This is a genomic window from Exiguobacterium sp. s146 (assembly GCF_018618415.1).
In the GTDB taxonomy this organism is placed as follows: domain Bacteria; phylum Bacillota; class Bacilli; order Exiguobacteriales; family Exiguobacteriaceae; genus Exiguobacterium.
In genome coordinates, this window is the sequence record NZ_JACSMA010000005.1 from 14,334 (window position 1) to 37,539 (window position 23,206).

The 23,206-nt window shown below is 42.4% G+C and carries 24 protein-coding genes; 7 read left to right on the forward strand and 17 right to left on the reverse strand.

Annotated elements, in window-relative coordinates; all coding sequences use genetic code 11:
- The 10 genes from KNP83_RS13240 to KNP83_RS13285 all read right to left on the reverse strand — a co-directional run bounded on the left by KNP83_RS13240 (position 1) and on the right by KNP83_RS13285 (position 8,365).
- Positions 1 to 621: a hypothetical protein gene (locus tag KNP83_RS13240; protein WP_214762890.1), complete on the reverse strand. Its 621-nt coding sequence runs from the start codon at positions 619 to 621 to the stop codon at positions 1 to 3.
- Position 622: 1 nt separating this feature from the next.
- The gene (locus KNP83_RS13245; RefSeq protein ID WP_128124166.1) at positions 623 to 922 is read right to left on the reverse strand and encodes a DUF5592 family protein; all 300 of its coding nucleotides are present in this window, start codon (positions 920 to 922) and stop codon (positions 623 to 625) included.
- A gap of 6 nt (positions 923 to 928) precedes the next feature.
- Positions 929 to 2,893, reverse strand: coding sequence for a pLS20_p028 family conjugation system transmembrane protein (locus KNP83_RS13250; RefSeq protein ID WP_353048571.1), 1,965 nt, complete (start codon positions 2,891 to 2,893; stop codon positions 929 to 931).
- Between the two features lie 15 nt (positions 2,894 to 2,908).
- Complete coding sequence (locus KNP83_RS13255) at positions 2,909 to 3,325, reverse strand: hypothetical protein (RefSeq protein WP_214762892.1); 417 nt, start codon at positions 3,323 to 3,325, stop codon at positions 2,909 to 2,911.
- 16 nt (positions 3,326 to 3,341) lie between these two features.
- A complete protein-coding gene (locus KNP83_RS13260) occupies positions 3,342 to 3,584 on the reverse strand; it encodes a hypothetical protein (RefSeq protein WP_012390470.1) in 243 nt (80 codons plus the stop codon).
- A 16-nt stretch (positions 3,585 to 3,600) separates the two neighbouring features.
- Positions 3,601 to 5,841, reverse strand: coding sequence for a VirD4-like conjugal transfer protein, CD1115 family (locus KNP83_RS13265; protein ID WP_214762893.1), 2,241 nt, complete (start codon positions 5,839 to 5,841; stop codon positions 3,601 to 3,603).
- A 143-nt stretch (positions 5,842 to 5,984) separates the two neighbouring features.
- Positions 5,985 to 7,085 (reverse strand): hypothetical protein, encoded by a 1,101-nt coding sequence (locus KNP83_RS13270; RefSeq protein WP_214762894.1) that lies wholly within the window; start codon positions 7,083 to 7,085, stop codon positions 5,985 to 5,987.
- 66 nt (positions 7,086 to 7,151) lie between these two features.
- Positions 7,152 to 7,376 carry a hypothetical protein gene (locus KNP83_RS13275; RefSeq protein WP_012390467.1) on the reverse strand — a complete coding sequence of 75 codons (225 nt, stop codon included), beginning with the start codon at positions 7,374 to 7,376 and terminating at the stop codon, positions 7,152 to 7,154.
- Between the two features lie 12 nt (positions 7,377 to 7,388).
- Positions 7,389 to 7,571, reverse strand: a complete 183-nt coding sequence (locus KNP83_RS13280) for a hypothetical protein (protein WP_051627825.1) — start codon at positions 7,569 to 7,571, stop codon at positions 7,389 to 7,391.
- Positions 7,572 to 7,870: 299 nt separating this feature from the next.
- Positions 7,871 to 8,365: a helix-turn-helix domain-containing protein gene (locus KNP83_RS13285; RefSeq protein WP_214762895.1), complete on the reverse strand. Its 495-nt coding sequence runs from the start codon at positions 8,363 to 8,365 to the stop codon at positions 7,871 to 7,873.
- A gap of 337 nt (positions 8,366 to 8,702) precedes the next feature.
- Between KNP83_RS13285 and KNP83_RS13290 the strand changes: the two genes are divergently transcribed.
- The gene (locus KNP83_RS13290) at positions 8,703 to 8,924 is read left to right on the forward strand and encodes a helix-turn-helix domain-containing protein (RefSeq protein WP_214762896.1); all 222 of its coding nucleotides are present in this window, start codon (positions 8,703 to 8,705) and stop codon (positions 8,922 to 8,924) included.
- 442 nt (positions 8,925 to 9,366) lie between these two features.
- A complete protein-coding gene (locus KNP83_RS13295; protein WP_214762897.1) occupies positions 9,367 to 10,695 on the forward strand; it encodes a hypothetical protein in 1,329 nt (442 codons plus the stop codon).
- Positions 10,696 to 11,091: 396 nt separating this feature from the next.
- Here the strand turns inward: KNP83_RS13295 and KNP83_RS13300 are convergent, their stop codons facing one another.
- Genes KNP83_RS13300 through KNP83_RS13310 form a run of 3 tightly spaced genes read right to left on the reverse strand, consistent with a single transcriptional unit; the run spans position 11,092 to position 12,848 of the window.
- The gene (locus tag KNP83_RS13300) at positions 11,092 to 11,472 is read right to left on the reverse strand and encodes a ubiquitination-like system serine protease family protein (protein ID WP_214762898.1); all 381 of its coding nucleotides are present in this window, start codon (positions 11,470 to 11,472) and stop codon (positions 11,092 to 11,094) included.
- Positions 11,462 to 12,628 carry a ThiF family adenylyltransferase gene (locus tag KNP83_RS13305; protein ID WP_214762899.1) on the reverse strand — a complete coding sequence of 389 codons (1,167 nt, stop codon included), beginning with the start codon at positions 12,626 to 12,628 and terminating at the stop codon, positions 11,462 to 11,464. The genes KNP83_RS13300 and KNP83_RS13305 overlap by 11 nt, the downstream gene beginning before the upstream one ends.
- Positions 12,603 to 12,848: a multiubiquitin domain-containing protein gene (locus KNP83_RS13310; protein WP_214762900.1), complete on the reverse strand. Its 246-nt coding sequence runs from the start codon at positions 12,846 to 12,848 to the stop codon at positions 12,603 to 12,605. Before KNP83_RS13310 ends, KNP83_RS13305 begins: the two co-directional genes overlap by 26 nt.
- Before the next feature lie 130 nt (positions 12,849 to 12,978).
- Between KNP83_RS13310 and KNP83_RS13315 the strand changes: the two genes are divergently transcribed.
- Positions 12,979 to 14,085: a helix-turn-helix domain-containing protein gene (locus tag KNP83_RS13315; RefSeq protein WP_214762901.1), complete on the forward strand. Its 1,107-nt coding sequence runs from the start codon at positions 12,979 to 12,981 to the stop codon at positions 14,083 to 14,085.
- 96 nt (positions 14,086 to 14,181) lie between these two features.
- Here the strand turns inward: KNP83_RS13315 and KNP83_RS13320 are convergent, their stop codons facing one another.
- Together KNP83_RS13320 and KNP83_RS13325 are read right to left on the reverse strand one after the other, a co-directional pair.
- Positions 14,182 to 14,496 carry a type II toxin-antitoxin system RelE/ParE family toxin gene (locus KNP83_RS13320; RefSeq protein ID WP_251139391.1) on the reverse strand — a complete coding sequence of 105 codons (315 nt, stop codon included), beginning with the start codon at positions 14,494 to 14,496 and terminating at the stop codon, positions 14,182 to 14,184.
- A gap of 6 nt (positions 14,497 to 14,502) precedes the next feature.
- On the reverse strand, positions 14,503 to 14,841 hold the full coding sequence (locus tag KNP83_RS13325) for an AbrB/MazE/SpoVT family DNA-binding domain-containing protein (protein WP_029596503.1): 339 nt from the start codon (positions 14,839 to 14,841) through the stop codon (positions 14,503 to 14,505).
- A 328-nt stretch (positions 14,842 to 15,169) separates the two neighbouring features.
- On the opposite strand from KNP83_RS13325, the gene KNP83_RS13330 reads away from it, so the two are divergent.
- From KNP83_RS13330 to KNP83_RS13345, 4 genes are all read left to right on the forward strand, one after another.
- Positions 15,170 to 16,909: an ATP-dependent nuclease gene (locus KNP83_RS13330; RefSeq protein ID WP_214762902.1), complete on the forward strand. Its 1,740-nt coding sequence runs from the start codon at positions 15,170 to 15,172 to the stop codon at positions 16,907 to 16,909.
- Positions 16,910 to 17,319: 410 nt separating this feature from the next.
- A complete protein-coding gene (locus KNP83_RS13335; protein ID WP_214762903.1) occupies positions 17,320 to 18,345 on the forward strand; it encodes a tyrosine-type recombinase/integrase in 1,026 nt (341 codons plus the stop codon).
- A gap of 186 nt (positions 18,346 to 18,531) precedes the next feature.
- Positions 18,532 to 19,326, forward strand: coding sequence for a peptide arginase family protein (locus KNP83_RS13340; RefSeq protein WP_214762904.1), 795 nt, complete (start codon positions 18,532 to 18,534; stop codon positions 19,324 to 19,326).
- Positions 19,327 to 19,873: 547 nt separating this feature from the next.
- Positions 19,874 to 20,341, forward strand: coding sequence for a hypothetical protein (locus tag KNP83_RS13345; protein ID WP_214762905.1), 468 nt, complete (start codon positions 19,874 to 19,876; stop codon positions 20,339 to 20,341).
- Positions 20,342 to 20,472: 131 nt separating this feature from the next.
- On the opposite strand, the gene KNP83_RS13350 is transcribed toward KNP83_RS13345, so the two are convergent.
- Together KNP83_RS13350 and KNP83_RS13355 are read right to left on the reverse strand one after the other, a co-directional pair.
- Positions 20,473 to 22,164, reverse strand: a complete 1,692-nt coding sequence (locus KNP83_RS13350; RefSeq protein WP_214762906.1) for a hypothetical protein — start codon at positions 22,162 to 22,164, stop codon at positions 20,473 to 20,475.
- Positions 22,148 to 22,999 carry a hypothetical protein gene (locus tag KNP83_RS13355; protein ID WP_214762907.1) on the reverse strand — a complete coding sequence of 284 codons (852 nt, stop codon included), beginning with the start codon at positions 22,997 to 22,999 and terminating at the stop codon, positions 22,148 to 22,150. The genes KNP83_RS13350 and KNP83_RS13355 overlap by 17 nt, the downstream gene beginning before the upstream one ends.
- Positions 23,000 to 23,206: the final 207 nt, after the last annotated feature.

A 23,206-nucleotide genomic window follows, 5' to 3' on the forward strand; every position in this document is an offset into this window, starting at 1 on the left:
TCAGGTGTCGAGTTGCGGTTTCGTGTTCGGGTTGTTCAGCTGATAGAGCACATGCACCTTCTGGTCGAGCGTCAGCTCGCGCATCGGGTTCGAGCGCCGGAGCAGTTTATAGAGGTGCGTCTTTCGCTCCCGTAGCGTCCGCTCGTCGTCGGCATAAAAAAAGAGGAGATAATCGCGATTGGTGCGATGCTCCTCGAGATACTCGAGCTCCTGCTTCTTTTTCAGTAGGAAGGGCAGGTAGGCCGGTGTCTGATTTTGTCGAATCTGTCGTTCGATGCTGATCTTCTGCCGTTCGAGATTGAGCGGCGTGTTCAGCGGCACGACCTTGAGCGGATGTGCGTACGCCTGGAGGAGATAGGCGAGCGAGAATACGTCATGGTCCTTTTCCTCCTCGTTCAAGGAGTAGATGTCCTTTGAGGTGAGTTGGACCATGTCGAGATAAGTCCCGTCGCGCATCTCGAACGCCTCGGTCCCGGTGACGTCGACGACCGGCATCAGTTCGGCGACCGTCGGTTTGACGACGACCTTGTCTTTGACTTTCTGTTTCTCGACCACGTCCTGTTCGTCGAGCCAGGTGCCCGTGCGTCTAGGTCCCTGTAGCGTATCTTCGATGAAAGCCATCTCAATCACGTCCTTTCGTCTGCGCGTCGAGCGCGAGATAGGTGTCTTTCCGTTTGATGAGCGCGTAATAGAGCGCGTGGACCATCCGCTTCTGCGGGTTCGTCGCCGGACGGAGCACCATGAACAGCCCGAAGACGACGAGGAAGACCGTGAACGGGATGTGCAGTGCCGACGGGATGAACGGGAGCGTCACGAGCCGGAGCACGATGAGCCCGACGAGGAACAGGAAGTCATGCAGATAGAGCATCTTGTTGATCTTGAGCTCGGTCGTGACCTCGTTCGGGATCCGGTATTTGCGCATGGGTCATCACTCCTTTTTCTTCATGTTGTCAGATTTCGGTGGCGAGGTCGGATAGATCCGTCGCGACTCTTCATGATTCTGTGTATGACGGTGCGTCTGATTCTCTCGGACCTGTTCGATGACCTCGGTCTCGACGTCGAACACGGTGTCCTGATGGATGGTCCGTCGGGCGCGTCCTTGGCGTTTTTCTGTAGCCGCATCACTCGAGTCCCTCGTAGATGACGAAGACGAGGATGAGTCGCCTGAAGGTGGTACCTCACGAGGTGTCGGTGTCGTCACGTCATCTCTGTCTACTGATTCATTGTGACGACGGCCTGGTCCGGATGCGGCATCGATGGACCCGGTGACCGGTTCGAGAGCCGACGAAGCCGGGATTGGAGCATGATGACCTGAACTTGAATGGTCGTGAATCGACTCCGGTCTCTGCGTCTCCGATGATGTTGTTTGGTAGTCGGGTCCACGCTCAATATTCGATTTCGGATTCGTCGCATGGATCGATTCGGGAGACGTGCGGCCCGATGCTTCCTTCCCGTGTGGAGAACCTTGCGTTTCCAGTTCTGATTCTTGACCACTGATTGGTTGCGCAACGTCCTTCGGATTTGTCGGATTCTCTTGGTCGGTCTGCGTGCGACTGGCGGTTTGATTCGCCTGGTCGAACTCATTCGAATCAATCTGTCGCTCATTGTCCATCCTTTGTGGAGCTTGGCTCGCCGCACTAAGCGGTGAACCATTCTGAAGAACGGAGTTTGAATCCATCCGTGTCGTCGCGGCCTCATGGAGCGATGGCATCTTTGGTGTGCCTTGTGTGGCACGCGCGACCTTCGAGACGGCGTGGGCACCTGCCGAAGTCACGCCTTTCCCAGCGGCATAGGCGCCGAGCGCAACACCCCAGCCCCGTTTGAGTCCGGCATCGATCCCAAACAGCCGCTCGACCATGTTCGGTCCATCAATCAAGGCGACCGAGAAGGCGATGAGGGCAATCAGGTAGGCGAACCCGTCCAACGTCTCTGCGAGATAGGCGGTCCCAATCGTGTACAACTTGATGGAGACGAAGATCAGGATGATCACGAGGAACGTGTTCAAAATGCTCTGGATGACCTTCTTCGTCTTTTGGCCACTGTGTAGGTCAGCCGGTGCAACGAGAATCGCCAGGACATAGTTGAAGGCAAGCTCGAACGAGAGACGCGCCAGTTTATAAGCAATGGAAAACAGCGTGAAGCCCATGATCCCGAGCGTCACGAAGATGGTCAACCAGTTCGGCTGATAGCGGTAGTAATACTGGTTGTTCCATTCGACGCCACTTTGATCGAGTTTACCGAGACTTGTCTCTTTTCCGTTCCATAGAATATAGGACTCGGCCAATTTGTTTCCGGTTGCCGATAAGTCATAGTTGTTCTTGTCGAAAATTTCATTAATTCGGATATTATCAATCAACTCAGTCGGAATGGCATTTAATGATTCGCCTGTATTAGCATCAAAATTCTTCGAATCGTGCTCAATCAAATCATGTACATTCCGCTTTAAGATACTCTCAGATAATGAGGCTTCACCGTCGTAAAGCGAGTCTGTTCCGATTTCTGCGATTGCCTCATCAGAGAACTCCTGAATCCGGCTCATAGTTGGTGAAAGTAAACCTAAGATCAATAGTGTGATGAACAGGTTGATCAAAAAACTCTCACGTTCAAATTTCTTTTGGAAAATCAACAAGTACCCAGTGAACAAGAAACTTCCTGCTAAAAGAACATACAAAAAAGGTTGAATCGTAAGAACGAATTCAACCACTTGTTCATTATTGAAGAATGTATTGGTTAATAGGATTTGATTCGTGATTGATTCAAGGCCGTCAATCAAGACTGATAGTCCTCTGACAAGAATCCATCCCATTGAGCGCAGTGCGTCATTGACCATACTACTTATTTGGAGTACATCTTCGTATTCCTGTAATTTGGTGATTAAATCGGAATCAGTCATTGAAAGACCCCCAATCTACTGAGTCCTAGTAAAGAAGTCTGCTAACTGTTGTTCGTAATTATCCGCCGTCAACATTCCAACATTGATTTCATCTGTGATGTTTCCATCTTGAATCGAGTATAGAACGGCACCTTTTAGTTCGTCAGTGTATTCAAAGTTACCACGATCGACAAGTTCCTCGCCATCTGGCTGAAACGTATTATAGAGCGTGACTTGTTGACTCTCTTCGTTCGCTACCTCTTTTACGAATTCAACGAACTCTTCGAATTCACCATCTTCTTCTTTTACAATCAGCAAATAATCATCCTCTTCGGCTGTCATGATCTTCTCAACGTGTTCAATATCACGTTGAACCAAAGACTCATTGGAATTTGAGCAAGCTCCAAGTAAAAACAAGCTGATTCCTAAAGTACCCGCAAGTAGTTTCCTCATAACGTTTACCCCTCCGTCAGACGATTTTCCCCTTCAATAGATCCGCGACTTTTAAGTTGACGCGGAAGTCGAACTTATCTATTAGTGTAACAGTTTTTGGGGTGTCTGAGGTGTCGTCCTGATAGACGGTCAGAAAGCCATCGGTCGTCTGGATATTGAGCACGTCGCCCCGTTCGAGGCGGACGCGTTGCGTCTCGATGATCCTCGCGACGACACGCAATTCGTTCTGAATTCGCTTCTCTCTCGCACTCTCGGCCATGGGTTCGGCCTCCTCTCTACGGTGTACCTTGCTTCAGTTTCTCGAGTCGCTTCGCGATCATCGTGCTCAAAAAGCTCTTCTGGCTGTCGGTAACGTCGTAAACTCCTACGTTCAGGTTCGTCTCGAACTCAGGGAGGGACATCCCACCGATGTCATGTCCTTCGAACATCGAGCGGAGGATGCTGTCCTGCAGCACATCTCGTACCGTCAAGGACTTAGACTTATCTTCCTGATTCGATGGAGCGTTGATTTCCGTCTCGTCCTCTTTCTTCGCAAAACGGATACGAATCTGTTCGAAGTCGAGACCGGCGTGACGGCATGGGATGTCGATGTCATGCAGGGAGCGGTCCGTGTCGAAGTCGTCCGTCAGGTATTCATAACGGTACTTCATCGCCGTCTTGCCGCTCAGGAAGATTGGATACGACTGGATGCGTCGTTTCTTCGTGTCCTGACGCTTGATGACACGGATGATGAGCATCTCGCCTTCCTTAAGCCCCATGACCTCGGTCGCTGTCATGAGCCGGCGGCCGTCCACATTCTCCGTCTTCGATTTTTTGAGCGAGAACGTCTGACCGGACCGCGATTTCGTGACGATGGTCGCCTCACCGAGCTTCTTCGAGATTAGTTCGGCGGTCGACTCGTCCGCGGTCAACAGATAGTGTGTGTTCCCGCAGTTGCCGTCAATCGTCTTCCAATCCTCACCGTATAGATTCTCGAGCTGAGAGTAGGCCTGGATCACGAGGTTGAAGCGCATGTTGCGCCCGAGACAGACCGTGATGATGTTGGCCATACCCTCGATTGGCGGCATGTTGCCGAACTCATCGAGTAAGAAGACGACTTGGCGCTCGCATTTGCCTTGTTTCGTCTGCGAGGCGACCCGGGCGAGCGCCGTGTATACCTGTTTGATGTAGAGCGACGCGATGACGTTGAATGTCGGGTCATAGTCTGGGACGATGAGGAACACCGCCACAGGACGGAGCTGGTGCATCACCTCACGAATCTGTATCATCTCATCGATTGCGTAACGGAAACGTCCACTCTCCTCGTCATGCGCTTCTAGCTGGATCGTCGCAGTGCTTGAGTCGGTCGAGATTTGAACGGCGTCTCCGGTTCTAAGTGACGACGCGTGGTACACGATGAAGCTGCCATCGTCGTCGGTCGTGAGCGCATGGGTCGTCCCATCGGGAAACGTGAACGTGAGTCGTGTTAGTGGCTCCGCCCGTCCGCTGATCCAGCGGTTGAATCCGATGCGTCGCATGTCGAGCGAGTTCATCGACGTCAGCTTTCCGGTCCCGTTCAACGTGAAGATCCCGAGTTTCGCATTCGTATTGGCCAGGATACTAGCCCGTGTCTGGCCACCCGAGAAGTGGAGCGTCGCGAACTGGAGCCGGGCGGGATGGTTCTCCGGGAATCGCTGAAAGAACTCGTCGAGCGCGGAGATTTCCTGTCCTTGTCGCGTCACCACCGTCCGTGATCCTAAATCCGAGAGCATGAGGGCGACGTTGTACATGTTGATCTTCTCCGGTGTGTCCTTCGCCTCTTCACAGAGCCCGAGGATGAGCGCCGTACACAGGTCGATTGACGAGTTGGCCCAGAACGGGTCCCGTGCCTTCGGGTCATGGTACAACATGAACGCGACCGAGCGTGCATACTGTTGGGCGAGTGAATAGTTCTCCTCGAGGAATGCGTCAATCGTCAGTTGCAACAGGTTGTACGACATCGATTGGAGCGGGTTCATCAGGTTCAACACCTCGACCTGATAACCGCGTTGCTCGAGCGTCTCCTTCGAGGCGGCGAAGAGCTCACCTTTCGGGTCGTTGATGATCAGGCTCGCTTGGTCACGCGCCCGGCTGTATAGATCGATCGTCGAAAAGACGAACGTCTCGCCTTTCCCGGATCGGGTCGTCCCGATGACGAGGTTATTGACGGGCGAGTCGTCGATGAATAGCTCGTTCTTGACTCGTCCGACGGGGACACCACCTGATCCTTTATATTGTTTCTTCCGGTCCGGGACGCGACGATACTGTTGTTTCAATTCATCGAATGAGGTGAAGCGGGCGCTCCCTTTCTGATTCTGTCGCAGATCCCGGAAGTTCAGCCATACCTTGCCGAACACGACCAATCCGATGAACAGACTGAACGCGATCAGTCCGATCAAGACGGTCGAAGAGGGAAGACTCACCTCCAAGAACAAAGAGGGTGAGAGCGTCGGAATCGTCGCCCCGGCCAACAGCCCTTCTTTTAGAATTGGGGTCATGATTTGTCGAATGATGTTGTAGACCCCGTTCAGCAGATAAAAAAGCCCGGCCGGTACCACCAACAGGCAGAACAGGGCGGGGAAAACCAGACGTATCGGAAATCGTGGTGATAGAGACCAAGTTCTCAATTATTTCACCTACCTTAATCTAAATAAAGAGTTGTTTCTAGGTCAGTTTCTTTAGTAGCGATAGCGGCTTGAATCTTCTCACGTGCCGAGGTGTCCTTGCTAGAGGTCTTCTTCAGTTTCTCGTTCAGTCCGTCGATGGTGGCCGTGATATTTTGGTATTTGTCGACTTTTTCTTGTGCGGCAGAGTCGTTCGTCTTGGACGCCCATTCGTTTGCAGATTCGATGTCTCCGAGATAAAGATAGGCAGTCACTTTCGCAGAGACGCGTGGAGCGGTCCATTCCACGTCATCCGTCTTGGCGACGGTCTTATGGTTCCGTTCCAGTACGGCGATATCGAACGCGCCCTCATCGGTCGGATGTGATGCTTGGAAGTCCTGGAGCCGTTCCAACTTTTCCTTATCGGATAGGTGAAGCCCGGCCAGCTTCGTCTCAATCAGGATCGGGTCATCTGTGAGTTCGAGCGCTTTCTGGTCTTTTCCTTCCGCAAGATAAAGATCGATCAATAGGGCATCCTCTTCCTCGGACCGGTCTTTCCGTTCCAATAAATCGATGAGCGAGGATTCCTCACCTTGGAGCGCCTGCTCGTAAGCATTCAGCCACGTATGTTCGCCACCGGTCCCCTGTTCGGCGTGTGCCTCTTTATCGATGAACCATTGCGCGGCAGTGAACAGTGAGGTGAATAGAATCCCGACCGTGGCCGCCCCGTAGATGAGGCGACGCTGTAGTCGGGTCAGGCGTGACTGATAGGTCGACGACACAATCGGGTTTGATTTGATGGAATGGCTCTTATAGTCGTCCGGTGTCTCGGACTCGATCTCGTCGAGGAGCCACATCTTCTTCGCGTTATCCTCTTTCTTCGTTCGAATCCGTTGTATCCGGTCCTTCACCTGATGATACAGGTTCGGATAGGTGCCTTCGGACCCGAACGTGAACGTGCCTCGATAGAGCAGCTCGTCTTTCTGGTCGAAGAGCCGGAAGTCACCGGAGCAGTTCGTCCCTTCCTCGCTACGTGCCTGGTGCAGATTATGGGTCACAACGACCGCCTCGGCGAAGGGGAGTCGTTCATAGTTCTGGATCCGTGTGTCCGGCACGTCGGTGAATCGTACAAACAGCATCTCGTTCCTCCTCTCGTTTCAAGCAACAAAAAAAGCCTTCCGATTGGAACGCTGCGTGGATATGCATTAGAATTTGATGTTCTGGTCGACCATCTCGGCGAGCGTGAACGCACCCATGACGATGATCAGGCCGACGGCGCCTCCAACGAGCCAACCGACGGCCTTCGAGCGACCTCGATCGCCGCCGAAGATGAAGTAGAAGCCCCCGATCGCGAAAGCGATGGCCGCGGCGATGACGGCGAGCCCCTGGAAGAACTGAAGTAAGCTGAGCCCTGTCTCATTGAGTCCCATGTCGTTCCCTCCTTAGTCCTGGTGCGCCGGCGACTTGAAGCTGAGCTTCGCCTCGAGCGCCTCCATGATGAGTTCCTGGTTGTCCTGGATGACCTGTTGATGCTGTTCGTCGAGCCATTCCTCATAATCCTTCCCACGGATGCGTAAAAGTTTCTCGGCGAAGCTACGGTTCTGTTTCTGTTCTTTTGATGCCACAGTACACACTTCCTTCCCTTGATCTCGTGATGTGCAGCAGCACATCATTAAGGACAGTCGGATTCGGTGCGGTGGGTTTCTAGCCGTTCCCCCACGAACTCCACTCCTCGCTGAATCGAAGGAGCTGTACAGGGTTTTTCGATGACCCGGAACGATGCGGTGACCTTGTGGCGAGTTTTAGGCGACTCTCGCCGAACCATCTGTGCGTAGATCCCGCTCACCCGGTCACTGGTGAGGGACACGCCGATATGTGATTGGAGGAGACCATCCTTAAGGATGTGCTGCTGCATCGATATCGGTTACTGTCGGACTCTTTTCCGCTTCTTGACGTGGATGAGCTCGTCATCCGGGTTCTTGCGCTTGGCGAGCACGTGGGCGTCACAGACGACCGTGCGAATCCGGTAATAGAGCTGCGTCAGCTGGACCGCCTCGCCGCTTCCCTTCTCGATGCCGATGAAGCCATGTAGCTCATACGTCTTCCCGTCGAACGTGCGGACCGAGTCGGCCTGTGGCAGTTCCTTCAGATCGAACCGACGACGTTCGAGCTTAGTGACAGAATGTTTTGCCCCGTACCCGTATCCGAAGTCGATGGCGTCCCACGGGACCGTCGCGAGCGTGTGCCCGAATGCGCGGGCTAGGTGATCGATGTCCGCAATAGACGGTACCGAACGGTTTTGTTCATACTGGCTGATGGCGGGTTGTGAAATCTCTCCAAATGTCTTCTCTGACAGTTCGACCTGTGACCAGCCCGAGAGCCGGCGGTTCTCCTTCAACCACTCCCCGAATCGATACATAAGCATTCCCCTTTCTGTAAACCAGAGCGGCGACCAAACAGATGTTTCCTTTTGTTGGTTCCAATATAACAGGGTTAGGAATAAAAATCATCAGTTTTCTGATATGTCAGAAATTTTACAGTTGACGATTCTTGTCGAATCCGCTCTGTATAAGGATTCATAGGCAACAGTAACTCAATATTTTTTGTTTTGTAGCACAACTGTAAAAAAATAACGCTTTGAGTATAGAAAATTATGACAATTATTTTGATTTCAAGAGATTGTGGTAGGGTAGAGGAATAGAAGGATTCATAAAGAATAAGTGATGAAGAAAGTACTTTGATCGTGGGGTGAGCAATTGGAATTGAACGAGGCAATCATCGAACGGATGAAGGAGCTCGCAGCGGAGCATGGTATGACGATCCATCAAGTCATTCAAAAAGGGGGGTTGAATCAAGCAACAATCTCAGAACTAATGAGCGGACGAACCAAACATCCTAAAGTGAGCACAATTCAAAAATTTTGTGATGGACTTGGAATAAATTTAAATGATTTTTTTAATAGTGAGCGCTTTAATTAATTTTAATATGAATAGTATTAAATTTTATATCAATTGACACCTAGTCCGGACTGCTGTTTTGGTATTCTGTATTATTCTTTTTAAATGGAGAGTTAAATATAATATAAAAATTTTAGACGGCTTTAGTCCTGAATTCTAATGGGCTAAGGCCATTTGGTCGTTCTTGGTAGAAGTATTTGACTGAACCTATGTATCATCTATCACTGAGTCTGATTTAATACAGTTTTCTTTTTTCACATTTTATTAAGAATCTCCGTACGGAGAATTTAGATTCTCTTCCGAAAGTATTTTCTCCGAGTTGGATAAGTTTCTTATGTGTTAATAAGAACTAATATTAACCTTTTAATGTATTTTTTTAAAAAATAGTTGTAAAAAAGAGGTATAAAGTGCAAAATTTAAATTAGCAAGTACATTGAGTTTAATACTTTGAGGAGGATAATTTATGAACTTAAGAAAAATTGCGATTGTAGGTACGTCATTATTTTTAGCTACAAGTATTTTGTTAAATCCCTATAGTATAAAGATTGAGGAAAAAGATAAAGTTGAAGCAAGTAAAAGAACAAAACAAGGCAATTTATTCTTTTTATCTAATGATGTTTCTTCGAAAAAACTTGAAGATATGAAAACAAATATTAATCAAGAAAAAGCGATGGATAGTGTCGGAAAAGCTTTCAAAGCAAATAAATTGGAAACAAAATTAGTGAAATCACTTAAAGATATAACAAAAGAAGATGAATTTAAGTCTTTAGCTGTTAATTATAAAGAAGTAGAAAATGATATTAAACTTCGCAGTTATCTGAATTCAGAACTTAACAAAGGGAAAAAAATCTATTTGTACGGAGGTTTAAGTTTTAAAAAATACGCTGAATTATTAGGATTGGATGATATGAAAGTTAATGTCGGCAGTGAAGATCATCCATTTTACATTAATTTTATAGAGGATGAGACAGCGGTAGATTCCGAAAAAGGTGACAAGATTAAAGATGATGAGTATGAAGAAAAATTAGAAGATATCATTGGTTATACTCTTAAAGAAGAGCCTTTAAGACTCTGGGGAGGGTACATAACTAACGAAGATGAGAAAGGTAATGGGATTAAAATCAGTGACGATTTATATTTACGAGAAATATTAAAACAGGAATCAAATAGAATTGAAATGTTAGAAGAAGATTTATCTGAAAATAGTGCATTTTTAGATATTTTCTCTAAAAATACTGCAAGTGCTAGTAGTTCCTTAGTTTTCAGAGGTGCTACTAAAACAACAACCGGATATTATCTTAGTAATGATAGCGGTACCTTAACATCCTTTTATCAATTATATAAATCTACAAGTGAGCGAGATACAACGTATGATATTTTCACCGTAAAAAATACTGTTCAAGTCAAAGCTAACTCTGGGTGGAGAGCTACAATTCTCAATATGAAGAATTCTTTACCGTATACTTCAGACAAACTAGATGAATTTAAACCACAAAATGCTTCAGCAAGTCCTTACTCTGTCACTTTCGGTTATCCAATTAATTTAAACTTTACTTTTGATATATCAACAAACCCCACAATTAAAGCGACAAGTAGCTTTACTAACGGATGGGCTAATTGGAATGTCACCGACTATAATATGTCTAGCTCTAATTACTATTCGCCTTCTATGGTTTGGAGTTCGACAGGAACTCTCGCTTCCGCTGATTTGGATTATAAAGCTACATTCCGAAGTGGTATTGACGTCACTAGTACCACTAGTCATCATTGGGATGTAAGTTACAACTATTAATTGATACTTCTTTATTCTTTTGATAGCATTAGTTTTAAATAGATTTTATTTTCAGAATTTATTTACAACGCAATCAATAATATAAAAATTAGAAGGATGGTTGTAATGAACAACAATAAGTTAGATTATTTTAAATTGCTAATGCTTACTATTATTGCTATAAGCACCGGTTATATTGCCTTAAACTTAGATAATCTATTAAACGCATTGCACCTCATTTCTTCTGCTCTTCAAGCAATGACGTAATCATTAATTGTAAAAAAATGAGTACTCCTAAAAATGACTCTGATGTCACATGAGGCCGAGATATAACTAGCCGATGTTAAAGCTTTTCAATAAAAATAGGGGTCCGGTCACTGATTTCCAGTGGCCGGACCCCTTCTTTGAGTATTTAAATTAAAGTCCCAAAAAATCTTTTAATTTTTGAATGAAAGTCTTCTTAGGTTTGACATGTTTCACATGATTCTTTATCGCTTGTTGGTCATTTTTAATGACTTTTTGAATTTCATGTTGAGACATTGAAGTCGACCATTGAATTTTATTGTTGGTAATAAAATAGTGAGATCGGCATTCATGATTCCAATTTCCGATTGAAGGTTGAAGTGATACTGTTTCACCATCATAAATCAACCTCCATTGGGCAGGAGATAAAGAAGTAACAATGTCTGAGCCACATCCACAAGCACATTTATGCTTTGCAACATCGTACTCTATCGATATATATAAAGTACCTTCTTCAATATCACTTGGAATGAATTCAACAAATTTATGTTTCATGATTAAATTCCTCTTCGTCCAATATAAAAGTTGAATTTACCAAATTCTCTTCTGCTAGGTAAAAGCCGTTCAATTTCTTCCAAGCTAAGACTCCTTGAATTGCATTTAAAGCATTAAGTTCAGAGATTTGAATATTAGTAGCATACAAGTCATCATCCGCAACTTCTTGCATAGCAATTCTTGTGATAGAAGAATTGTTATCAGGAGTTATAAGTGTTTTCCTCAAAGTTCCACGAAGAGAGTTATTCACAATACTGATCCCCATTCCTAAATCAACAAAAGGAATTTTCTTTTCTATTAAGAAATCGATAATGCATTTTTTAGCGCTAGCCCTATCAAGGGAAAGGAACACAAAATCGTGCTCCTCCAATAAATGAACATTGCTTTCATCTAAGTAGAAATTGTGTGCATCTATCCCTGATCGGAAGGCTGAATACTTTTCCTTAAAATATACGACTTTGTCGGGCTGTTCTTTTAATTCACTGATAGTCATAACACCAGGCATTCTGAAAGCGTTATGGTTCAACATGTCGTCTCCGTCAAATAAAGAAATCTTTTGAACAGGGGTTTTACTTATAAAGTCTAATAAATAAGATCCTGTACCGCCTAAACCAACTATAGCCACTCTTTGATTCTTTAACTTTTCAGAAACGCCAGTTAAATTTGCTCTAGCAGTATACGTATCAGTGTAAAGAAATACACTATCTTCATTGTAAAAATGAGATCCCTTGTTCTGCCCTGAGACTCCCGGATCGATTGATTTTGCAGGAGCAGATAATAGACTAATATACCTCGTCATTTTTGAATGAAAATCCGGATAATTGCCCGAAGCTGGTTTTGAAGAAAAGTAGAAGGTCCCAGTAATTTCTGGACTCAGGTATTGACTTGTCGGGCTATTTACAAAGGAATCATCGGGTTTCCCATATTGATCACACGGATGATCGCCCATGAAGTATACAGTATGATCTGAAGGGGGCATTATTTTATTTTCCGAAAGCGTTAAAGGACAAAAAATAACCCCAAAACTAATAGTCTTTTGATTGTTTACGTATGGAATACCACTCACAACCAAGTTACCTGCTACAATCGAAATTTCGTATCCCTCTGCGCTGAGCTTACTTAAATCTTGGTTAAGATCTATTAGTGGAGTCGACATTTAAGCGCATACCTTCCTTCATATCAATTTCATCACCGAAAGAGTAATGCTTCTTATGCTTTTCTCCATCATCGTTCTTTTTTGTTGAAACTACAGTATAGGATTTTTGAGCTTCATCAAAGGTCCCGTATGCTAACTCGACTACTTCCTGGAAAGTATACTTTCGTTTTTCAACTTCCTTTATTTCTCCATTAATTACGACTGAAATCATTTTTTTCATAGAAATACCTCGCTTTTCATAATAATTACTACTGTTAACTCGAATGATAACGGTAGTAATTATCGTTGTCAAGGATAAATAACATATGTTATTTTAATTAATAACTATAGATTGAAATGAGAGGTATATTATGTCTGTTAGAAATAGAATAATTCAAAAAAGGACAGAATTAGGGTTAAATCAAACTGAATTAGCGAGGAGAGCAGGCTTAACGCCTCCTTCTATTAGCCAGTATGAATCGGGTGTTAGAAATCCTTCATATGATGCTATTTTGAAGTTATCGAGTGCTTTAGGAGTGAAAGCAGAATATCTTATATCAGGAGTAGATAGTGAAAATAAAGATGAGATTTCTTTAGATCCTATTAGTGAACAACTTTTAAAAATAATTAAAAATGTCGATCACTCTACGAAAGAAAAAATAATTAACTATTCACTTTCAGTTACTGGCCAAAATCAAAAAATCAAAATTTATACAGCGGATCCTAAACAATATGCGCAATATATCTATGAACAATATTTTGATAAAAAACTGCCTGTCAACGTGAATAAACTCGCTCAAAAATTAGACATTAAAATCATTCGCGGGGATTTAAAGGATGAAGCGGATGCAATGTTATTAAAGAAAAGTCATACTATTATCATTGATTTAAAATTAAATCATGAAGCAAGAATTAAATTTGCAATATGTACTTTAATCGGACATCTTATACTTCCGTGGCACACTCAAGAAATTTACTATTGTAGAAAACGTGGTCAATCCACATTATTAACAGAGGATTCTGAAGAGATGGAAGCCCAATCCTTTACTACAAATTTAATAACGCCTCCTAGCGAATTAGAAAAAGATTTAAACTTTTATGGAAAAAATCCCGCAAGCCTAAAATCAATAAAAAAACTCGCTGATGAAAAATACGAAGTATCATTAACTTCTCTTTGCCATAGATTGGTTGAATATAAAGGAGACCGCTTTGCCACTGTGAGTTCTAGTAATGATAAAATAGCAAAAGTTTTTTCAAGTGATGTCCCTTTGAAAAAAGAAGGAACCAAACTAAATAGAAACAGTGAGGCATTTAAAGTTTCAAAAGTTGATTCTAAGGAAGAAGTGTTTCTTGAAGGTGAGCATAACGCGTCAATGTGGCTGGATAATGTTGAGGACAATGAGATGATATATGAGAGTTCTGTTTTTAATCCAAAGTACGATAGTGTCTATACAATAATAACTAGGTTGAAAAAATAAAGATCATTCTACTTAAAAGTACGATACAGACTAGGGTATAACTATCCTGGTCTGTATCGTACTAATTTTCTTTTAGTAGAATTAAAATTTTATAAACTACTTCGATTTTAAATACCTTTTCAATTCTTGGTAAAAGTTTTCTCTTGTACCAGCTAAGATAACGACAATCAATTCCCCGTCATCTCCCATTTCAATGCTGTAGGCAATCTCATAGACGGTTCCCTTATGCCTAAAATCATATCCTCGGATACCGGCCAAATCACCAGTCTTAAATTCACCAATTTCAGGGTTGCTTACAATCTTTTGAAGATTTACTTTATACAGCTCACTAAGTTGTTTATCTTTCTTTTTTGACTTCATAAAATATTTTTTGGCTGCTGGATGAAATACAATTGGTACATTATCATTCAATTCAAATCAGTCCTCGTCGTCATCTCCGAATAAATCATCTATTGATGTTGGTTTAGTGCTTGTTGCTTCCTTAATCATTTGTGAAATAGCCGGACGAATCATATTTTTACGGCGTTGAAACTCTTTCAAAATGTCGTTCCCTGTGAAGCCCTCTTGAATAACATCTGCTAATATTTCTTCTGAGAAATCATCCGTATGTGTTCTTACTGGTTTGATATGAATAACTCCGTCATTCAGTTCCATAATAATCTCTTTTTCAATACCGATCGCATCAAAGAATTCTTTTGGAATGGCGATTTGTCTTTTGCTGGAGACGGCAACCTTTTTCGTTTTCGTTGCTAACATGGTTTATCTCTCCTTTTTCCACTTTACCATTTTCATTGTTGTGTAATTTATTTTCCCTCGGTTTTTTTGTTCGTATGCTTTTTGTTAGTTGACTTTTCGCATTCTCACTTTATATCCAGTAAGAATTCTTACTCTTTACTTAATACTAACTATATACCACTCTTTTAGTTTATTCAATCAAGTTACATATTCCCGAAATTTTATTAATCAGAAGTAGTTGATATAAAATCCAAATAAATACAAATAAATATTGTTGCAACCTTTTTTATTATTTATAGTTAATATATGTATAAAAATATTCTTACTAAAAGATCTGAAGGAGAAATATATGAAATTAATTAAGTTACGTGTATCTAATTTTAGAGGAATAGCGGGAAATTCAGTTACTGCTGGAATTGAGATTGATTTCGAAAACATAGACTTGGTCTATTTGATTGGACAAAACAATACAGGAAAATCTTCAATCCTCCATTCCTACGAGTATTTTGTTAATTCATCCATAAATGCAAAATTAAATGATTTTCACAATAATAATTCAGAACCTATAATTATCGAAGGGTGGATCCAAGCCGAAAGCGATGAGGATCGACAACATAGTGCAATGGTGAATTCAATGGACCATGAAGGTGTTGGGAGGTTTAAAAAAGAGTGGGTTGAAATAGGAGGAAGCGCTAATAAATATACTTTTAACACAACGGATCAATGCTGGGATATAGGAGGTGCAGGAGGATTCGACACCTTATTACAAAACGCTTGCCCAGAACCGATTTGGTTACGCGGATTAGACGATGTAGAAATAATTCTAGCGAACGTTCAGAAACTGATTAAAGAAAAAGTAATAGACAACGCAGTCAGCTCTTCTCGGATCGGAACCATTCAATCAGAGCTAGAAGAACTTCGTAAGGAAATTTTACAAGATGAATACTCAATAAAATTAGAATCACGATTAAATGATATGATGCAAGAGACTTTCCCTGACTTAAAAGTATCTTTATTTGGAGATAAGAAAGATGATATAAGTAAAAAACTCTCTTCATTTATACATACCGATATCAACTTTTCTAATCGACAAGGCCAAGCTTTGCACATGAGTAATCATGGTCATGGCATTCGGAGACAATTCTTATTCAATTCATTAAGAGGACTAAATCATGTCTTTAAGGAAATGGAAACTGCTAGAAACAGAAGAAATGTCGAAATAATCGATAACATTGACCAAAAAGATACTTCATCAAGAAAGAAAATGCTTTTAATTGAAGAACCAGAGCTTTTTCTTCACCCTCAATCTATTAGACTTTTTTCGAAAATACTCTATGACTTAGTAAATCGAGAAAACGGGAACCCGGAGTTTCAAATTATAGCTGCCACACATTCTCCGATTATGATTGATTTAAGTAGAGATCATACTACTTTAATTAAAACTAATATCAATGACTTAGGGGATGTTTGCTTAAACCAAGTAAAATACTCTATTTTTGACGAAGAAGAAAAAGAGCACATGAAAATGTTAAATTCATTTAACCCGTACATTTGTGAAGGGTTCTTTAACGATAAGGTTATTTTAGTTGAAGGTGATACTGAGGCTGTAGTTTTTAGAGAACTGTTAAACAAGTTTGTCGAGAACGGAAAAATTTCATATAACGATGTTCCTTTAGTAGTAAATTGTGGTACGAAAAATAATATTCCGTCTTTCCAAAAAGTTTTAAACCATTTTAAAATTTGTTATACAGTAATTCATGATTTAGACGACACCTTGAACGTCAATAATCAAAATAATAGTGCATGGACTTTAAACTTCACTATTGAAGCTGGAATCATTCAAGTAAATGATCCTAATATAGCTAGACGATATGTTATGGAACGAAATTTTGAGGATGCCCACCATTACAGTCATACTTCATCATTAGGTAAACCGCTTTCGGCTTATAGATTAGTCCAGGGATGGGATGTAAATGATACAAGCATAAAGGCCGTAGAAGCGTTAAATTATTGTATTGAATACGACCCGAATCTAGTGTTCGATAGTAATTGGGTGAATAATCGAGATAATTCCACAGTAGCGCCTTAATGCTTGAACAATAATACACCCAAAGACAGAGTGGAATATACCGCACTAAGTATCCTCAGGTAGCTAAACGATTCAATTTTCCTCGAGTCGCCTAGCTACTTTTTTTATTTCTTAAAACCAAAATCCAATCTTCTTATATATAAAAATCAACCCTAAAAAAATCTATAATATATTACTCTTGTCTCAGTACGAACTTAAAATATCTAACTTGTGATAATATAGGATTATCACAAGTTAGTGTTTTAGTGATTAATTAAATGATAAAAATGTAATACGTGTATTACAAACGATATTAAATCTATTTATATTGTATTTAAAATTTAATTACGTATGTAATACGTTCAATCACACCTTTATGAATAGCGAATGACGAGTAAAACTGTGAATTCGAATCGAAAAGAGGGAGAAGCATGAAAATCGAGAAGAAACGGCAGGAATTCGAACTGGCCCTGAGGGAGTTGACCGGGGCGAACCCGAAACTGGCCGAGGCGTTGAAGGGTGACCACATCAATCTCGAGACGTTAAACGACCTGGAGATCATCGAGCTGTTCTGGGCGACGGAGCTGTTCCCAATCTACGCGGAGAAGAGTCCGCACACGCGCCGCGCATACAAGCAGGACCTCGAGTTCGTCCTAAACTTCGTGATGACGAAGACGGACGGGCTGAAGCGTCTGACAGTTATCGACGTCCATCGCTATCTGTTCGAGGTGAACGAACGGTACGCGCCACGGAGCGCCAAGCGGAAGAACAACATGCTAAAGAGACTCCTGACCTACCTACACGTCAACCGTTACCATCTACACAACCTGGCCTTCCACGTGAAGAACCAGAAGCGTCCCGAGCCGCTCCGTCGCGAGCTCGACTTCGACGAGGTCGAGCGGATCGCCGAATCGTTCCGTTATACCGTCAAAAGGGCACAGAAAAAGGAGCTCATGGAGCTCCGAAACGAGACGATCGGCTATCTGCTGCTGACGACGGGGATGCGGGCCGCCGAGCTCCTATCGGTCAAATTCACTGATGTGAGACGGAATCAGCACACATTCTATCTCGAGGTAAAAGGTAAACGCAACAAATGGCGACGGATTCCGCTCACCGAGAAGGCGAGCTATCTGATTAATCGTCTGCAGACGCTCATGATGATTGAGGAGGTCACCTCTTCCTATATCGCTTTCAGTACCAAAAAGCCGAATAAAGCGATGACGTACGAGGCCCTCCGCCTGATGACACACAATGCGGTCGAGCATGCAGAGACCGAAGAAAAGGCCCCGCCTCATTGGTTCCGTCGCGCTTACATCACTAAGCTGCTAGCCAATGGGAGTCCGCTGATTGGGGTCATGCAATTGGTTGGTCATGAATCGATTAACACGACTAACGCTTATCTGCAATCTTTCAATCAACTCTCAAACGTTTTATATACTGAATTACCATTTGAATAAAAAATATGACATGTCATTGGTCCTCAATACGGAAAGAGATGAGACCATATCTAGCATTTATTCTATATGTTCACAAAATGCTTATTCAACGAAGATAAAGGAGTGGCAATTTAAGTTTACTTATATGCTAAGAGTCATATTATTAATTCATATAGAGACTCTCAAAATGAATTGGAGGTTTATTAAATGGATATTTTTAACCCTAGAAATGATTGGAAGGTTCAGATACCCCAAAAAAAGATGTATCTAATGAAAGATCATTCTTGGGCGTTTGCCGCATGGGAGTATGAGCGAATAGAGGGTACTATCGGTTCGGATTCTGTTTTATTACATGTTGACGCTCACTTAGACGACGTAGCAGATGGTTTAGACGTAAATGGGATGATGGAAGCAAAGAATAAAGAAGAACTTTTCTCTCTAATAAGAACAAATGAAGAACTCTATAGCGGCAGATTGAATAAGACAAAAATACAGATTGACAACTTTATATGGCCATCGTTTGCTAGGGGGACCATTGGTTCAATGTTTGTGGTAGCTCGTCAGAATCAGCATGATTTTGCTTCTTGGATGTTGGAAGAAACAAAAAATAGTTATACAAGAAACGATTCAGAAATGGAAAAGGAAGCGATTTTAGATTTTATTCCGCTGGAGAAATTTCAATCTGTATATAGGTCATTCTCATTTGAAGAATTTAAAGAAAAATACTTCCATGAATTTCAAAAATACTCAAATGACAAAAGTAAAATACTAAACTTAGATTTAGATTTTTTTAACCTATCCGATTCATTAGATAATCCTCAGTTAATGTCGGACAAAGAAATTAGAGAACTTTTAAATGAATTGTTAAATCTATGCGAGTGGGACTTGATAACTGTTGCTATTTCCCCCCTCTATTGTGGTGGGAAAGAAATTGCAAAACATCTGCTTAATTTATTTATTGAAGTTGCTGATCTTCCAACACTAGAAGTAGAATGGAAATAATAGTATAAAAGAAATCAGTAAACTGCAACACTGATTCCAGAAGAACTCCAAATCCTTTAACAAATCGAAGGACATCTGAAAAGAATGTCCTTTATGTTATCTAATATGTCTAGTTAAGAGAACGGCTGGCCTCTTGGCGGATATACGATTACAGTACATATCCCGCAACGTAATAGACATTATTATAATGCATACGAAAAAAAGACGACCAGCTTTTGTGCACAGAATTTAGTGATGACTAACAAACTCCTAAGAAAATTGAACATGAAATAACACTTAGTAACGCTATAATGACGCAGGAATCTTTTACATTACGGTTAATTCTGAAGTGAGGGACGATGAACAGGCAGCCGGACTATTAAAACAGATTGAAACGGAACATAAAGACAAACTAAACGGTTCAGTAGAATAAATGTTCGTTCATATATTTAACGCTGAAGATACAACTCATGGTATCTATAAGATTGCCTACACGAATAAAGGGAAAACTCTAATGGAATTAGATTAGCTGAACGAATGGACTAAACAGTAAGGGGTTTATTAAAGAATGTGGGATTACATTATTGATTTGAATTGGGAATTAACAATAGCTCTAGGGGCACTGTCTTTAAGTATATACACGTTCTACGTTCAGAACGTAAAAGAGGAACTTGCTATTTATCCTTCTGATGAAGATAACGTTTTTTACGTAACAATAGAAAATACGGGAAAATCACCAATCAAAGACTACACACTTCAAGTAGTGAACATGGAGAATCTTAGGAATACCTTCGAAGAAGAGTTAAACAAAATGGATTTGGTGCAAAGACAAGCCAAATTTAGCCTTGCACCGAATAGAACAACTACATTCACTATTGCTAGTAAGAGACCGTACCCTAATAGCGTTCCATTCCCAATCATCACTTTCGATGCATACAATGCCAAAGGACGAAAAGTTGATACATTCACTTGTGACTTCAATATGTATCGAAATAAAATTACTGTAATTAAAGTACCTAGAAAAGATAGAACCTAATAAAGAAAAACCCTCAATACATTCTTCAAGTGTTGAGGGTTTTTGATATTTTGTGGGTAAATCCAACCCTTTAAAGAATAGACAAAGCGTTTTCAATACCTACTAAGCTTTTTTTCAAGACCTCAAGTTCATCATTGAATTGAATTCGATACAAATATCCGCTCTTTTTCTTTCGACAACTCTTTCAAACCATCCCGTAGTAGAGTAGAATCTTTTTTCGTCGCCCCCATTTTCTTCTCTATCCTCTTCCAATCTATCACAAGTGAATATAACAATTGGTCTATATGACTCTCGATTTCTGACTGTTTCTTCCCACCATTTCGAAGGGGCTCTCGAGAAGAGACGAAAACGATCCCTGCGAAAATATCATTCCGTTGTATTTTCTCAAATACGACGATATAGTCTTTCTTAGATGCTCTTCCCATCTCATTCACTACAAGACCGATTGGCCAACCTACTCCATGTGATTCTAGTAATCCGTCCTGCTCAATCAGATCCATTGTGATTTTGAGTAAAGCTACCGGATCTCTGTCATTTCTGTTCCAAAGCATGGATTGGACGTAAGTTAAAGTACCCAAAAAGAGATTCAAGCGTTTTTTGTCCCAGTTTTTCGACTTCAACGAGGAAATCACCAATCCGAACATATACCGGTCAAACTGGTCCAATGTATAGGAACGATTACTTATCAGTTGGACCAAATTGGTGATATGAAGACGCGCAGAGGATTGATCTAACACCTCGGGAGCCTGGTACACTTCATCTTTGGCCCTTGTCTTCCCTTTGTTCATCAGTAAGGTTTCTCGGCCGACACCAGCCCATGTTTTTGCGCGTCTCCTCATGCCTTCCTCGTATTCGTCTTTCTCCTCAACCGTCATCTCCCTCTGCCCTTCCTGCCCGATTATGGCAATGGTATAACGTGGTTTTATTGTGAGGCCCTCGAGCCCTTCCTCGTTCAACATGCGCTCCACCGGTTTTCGATTTCTAGTGTCATAATACTTCAAAAACACTTCTTCCATCTGATTCGATAATTCAACGACCTTCTCGAAATATAGTGTGAAAGCTTTCAAGCATAGCTTGGCTGCGTGAACATCGTTTATATTTTTCAAATCACTCATGCTTTTGAATCCATACCAAAACTCTCGTTCGATGGTTTTTTGGTAAAGGTTCGCCTCATCTAAGATTTCTTCTTTCACGGTCTCGATTTTCTCGTTGGCCCCGATGTCAGCCCAGAACAGTTCTTCGAATCGTTTCTCTGTCTTGAATATGAGTGGCGCCAATTCAACGCCAAGCATTGTCTTCAGAAAAGTAGCATATTCTCCAAGCCTCGAGTCCCCTGACTTGTACAACGTCAAAGAGATTCGATCAAGCAAATTATAACGGATTATTTTATAAGGTTCGATGGCAAGTAGCTTCGTATATAGGAGAAGACGCAGTTCGAGCGGCAAGAAACTGATTTCTCTGGACAGGTTGATTTGGAACCGTCCGTGATAGTAAGGGACTAGCTCTTCTGTTACCGTCTCAAGCAATTCCTCATTGTATGTGATTCTTTCTGTGAATGATTCCTCGATGGCACTTACCAATGCCGATTCATAAGCATGGAGCTTTTCTTTCAAGAGGTTCTCGAATTCATCCATACGATTGCCCGCTATATATCTTAATGTGAGAAAATCGTCGACGATCTCGTTGTCTTGCATCTGTCCAAGGTCGATTTTTTTGTACAAGAATTTCTTTCGTTCTTTCCCTTCGATACGATGGGACATATCTTCCACATCCTGGATCAACCGGGTCAATAATACTGATTTTTCATTAATCTGCTGCATCATCTATCTTCCCCTTTAACTGTTGTGTGATTTCTTTGAATACGATATCTATGTTCTGGCCGCTCACCTGCAACAACCGATTCCTAGGAATCTTGCTAGTGAGCTTATAGAAGGCAGCATGGGTGGCCCTCGTCCCCATGAACACGAAAAGGTCGTGTTGGGTGCTGAAAGTGGATAAATCTATCGACGAGTATTGGGTGATGCTGTGGAGGTTGTATCTATTCTTATATTCGTCGACGGAGGCTTCTTCATATGGCGTCTGTAGAAAGAACGCTACTCTCTTGTCGAAAAGGGAAACCTTGACCCTTGTCTCTTCATCGATCCGATATAGTTTTATGAGCTCTTCTTTTAAACCGTCATGTTCTGTCCCTTTGTCCTGAACATCATCCCTGGTCGTTGTCAGGCTCGAGTTCTTCAAAGAAAGTTTCTGCGTCCTTTCCCAGGTCTCTTTTTCAATCAAAACCATCTCCGAATGATCTAGTTCCCTCAACAGATGGAGCTCCCCGCTCAAAAGAAAGTGTGCCCAGGTATGTATGGGCCTTTCTTTCCACCTGCTCTTTAATTGATTGATGTCCAGGTTTTGAAAGTCTCTTTGGAAGGACCCATACCATTCTGAGATGGCCTCGTAGACCAAAGTCCATTGTCCGGAATTGTCCAGGTTATTTTTCAACCCATTCACATACTCGACCGTCGTCATCCGGAAATTCTTCTTGTGTATCTTATCCAGGTGTCGTCCGCCGGTTCCTTCTTCCACGATGTAGCCTACGGCGTCGAGGGCGTACCCTCTATCGGTTGGAGACAACTCGATGAGGTTGACGAACATTTTGCTCGCTTCCATCCTGACCCTCCTTTCACTTCGATGTTTCACATCCTTCAGATGCAGTATTGAAACAGTTCTCTCTTTGTCCCAGATTCCCTGCCAACGGGGCTCATCATCGAATCTTTCTCGTCCTCTATTTTCATCTGTTTAACATACATCAAATTCAGATCGAGCTTGCCCGTTACCGTACCATACCTTGTGTCCATCTGGAAATGCCCATGGTCT

What these genes read in the sequence shown, in the direction of transcription:
- KNP83_RS13325 (WP_029596503.1), bottom strand. Translation starts at nt 14,841, where the DNA reads ATGTTAGCAACGAAAACGAAAAAGGTTGCCGTCTCCAGCAAAAGACAA.
- KNP83_RS13295 (WP_214762897.1), top strand. Translation starts at nt 9,367, where the DNA reads ATGAACTTAAGAAAAATTGCGATTGTAGGTACGTCATTATTTTTAGCT.
- KNP83_RS13350 (WP_214762906.1), bottom strand. Translation starts at nt 22,164, where the DNA reads ATGATGCAGCAGATTAATGAAAAATCAGTATTATTGACCCGGTTGATC.
- KNP83_RS13255 (WP_214762892.1), bottom strand. Translation starts at nt 3,325, where the DNA reads ATGAGGAAACTACTTGCGGGTACTTTAGGAATCAGCTTGTTTTTACTT.
- KNP83_RS13305 (WP_214762899.1), bottom strand. Translation starts at nt 12,628, where the DNA reads ATGTCGACTCCACTAATAGATCTTAACCAAGATTTAAGTAAGCTCAGC.
- KNP83_RS13330 (WP_214762902.1), top strand. Translation starts at nt 15,170, where the DNA reads ATGAAATTAATTAAGTTACGTGTATCTAATTTTAGAGGAATAGCGGGA.
- KNP83_RS13240 (WP_214762890.1), bottom strand. Translation starts at nt 621, where the DNA reads ATGGCTTTCATCGAAGATACGCTACAGGGACCTAGACGCACGGGCACC.
- KNP83_RS13245 (WP_128124166.1), bottom strand. Translation starts at nt 922, where the DNA reads ATGCGCAAATACCGGATCCCGAACGAGGTCACGACCGAGCTCAAGATC.
- KNP83_RS13285 (WP_214762895.1), bottom strand. Translation starts at nt 8,365, where the DNA reads ATGTATCGATTCGGGGAGTGGTTGAAGGAGAACCGCCGGCTCTCGGGC.
- KNP83_RS13275 (WP_012390467.1), bottom strand. Translation starts at nt 7,376, where the DNA reads ATGGGACTCAATGAGACAGGGCTCAGCTTACTTCAGTTCTTCCAGGGG.
- KNP83_RS13300 (WP_214762898.1), bottom strand. Translation starts at nt 11,472, where the DNA reads ATGAAACATAAATTTGTTGAATTCATTCCAAGTGATATTGAAGAAGGT.
- KNP83_RS13315 (WP_214762901.1), top strand. Translation starts at nt 12,979, where the DNA reads ATGTCTGTTAGAAATAGAATAATTCAAAAAAGGACAGAATTAGGGTTA.
- KNP83_RS13260 (WP_012390470.1), bottom strand. Translation starts at nt 3,584, where the DNA reads ATGGCCGAGAGTGCGAGAGAGAAGCGAATTCAGAACGAATTGCGTGTC.
- KNP83_RS13250 (WP_353048571.1), bottom strand. Translation starts at nt 2,893, where the DNA reads ATGACTGATTCCGATTTAATCACCAAATTACAGGAATACGAAGATGTA.
- KNP83_RS13310 (WP_214762900.1), bottom strand. Translation starts at nt 12,848, where the DNA reads ATGAAAAAAATGATTTCAGTCGTAATTAATGGAGAAATAAAGGAAGTT.
- KNP83_RS13270 (WP_214762894.1), bottom strand. Translation starts at nt 7,085, where the DNA reads ATGCTGTTTGTACGATTCACCGACGTGCCGGACACACGGATCCAGAAC.
- KNP83_RS13265 (WP_214762893.1), bottom strand. Translation starts at nt 5,841, where the DNA reads ATGACCCCAATTCTAAAAGAAGGGCTGTTGGCCGGGGCGACGATTCCG.
- KNP83_RS13335 (WP_214762903.1), top strand. Translation starts at nt 17,320, where the DNA reads ATGAAAATCGAGAAGAAACGGCAGGAATTCGAACTGGCCCTGAGGGAG.
- KNP83_RS13355 (WP_214762907.1), bottom strand. Translation starts at nt 22,999, where the DNA reads ATGGAAGCGAGCAAAATGTTCGTCAACCTCATCGAGTTGTCTCCAACC.
- KNP83_RS13345 (WP_214762905.1), top strand. Translation starts at nt 19,874, where the DNA reads ATGTGGGATTACATTATTGATTTGAATTGGGAATTAACAATAGCTCTA.
- KNP83_RS13340 (WP_214762904.1), top strand. Translation starts at nt 18,532, where the DNA reads ATGGATATTTTTAACCCTAGAAATGATTGGAAGGTTCAGATACCCCAA.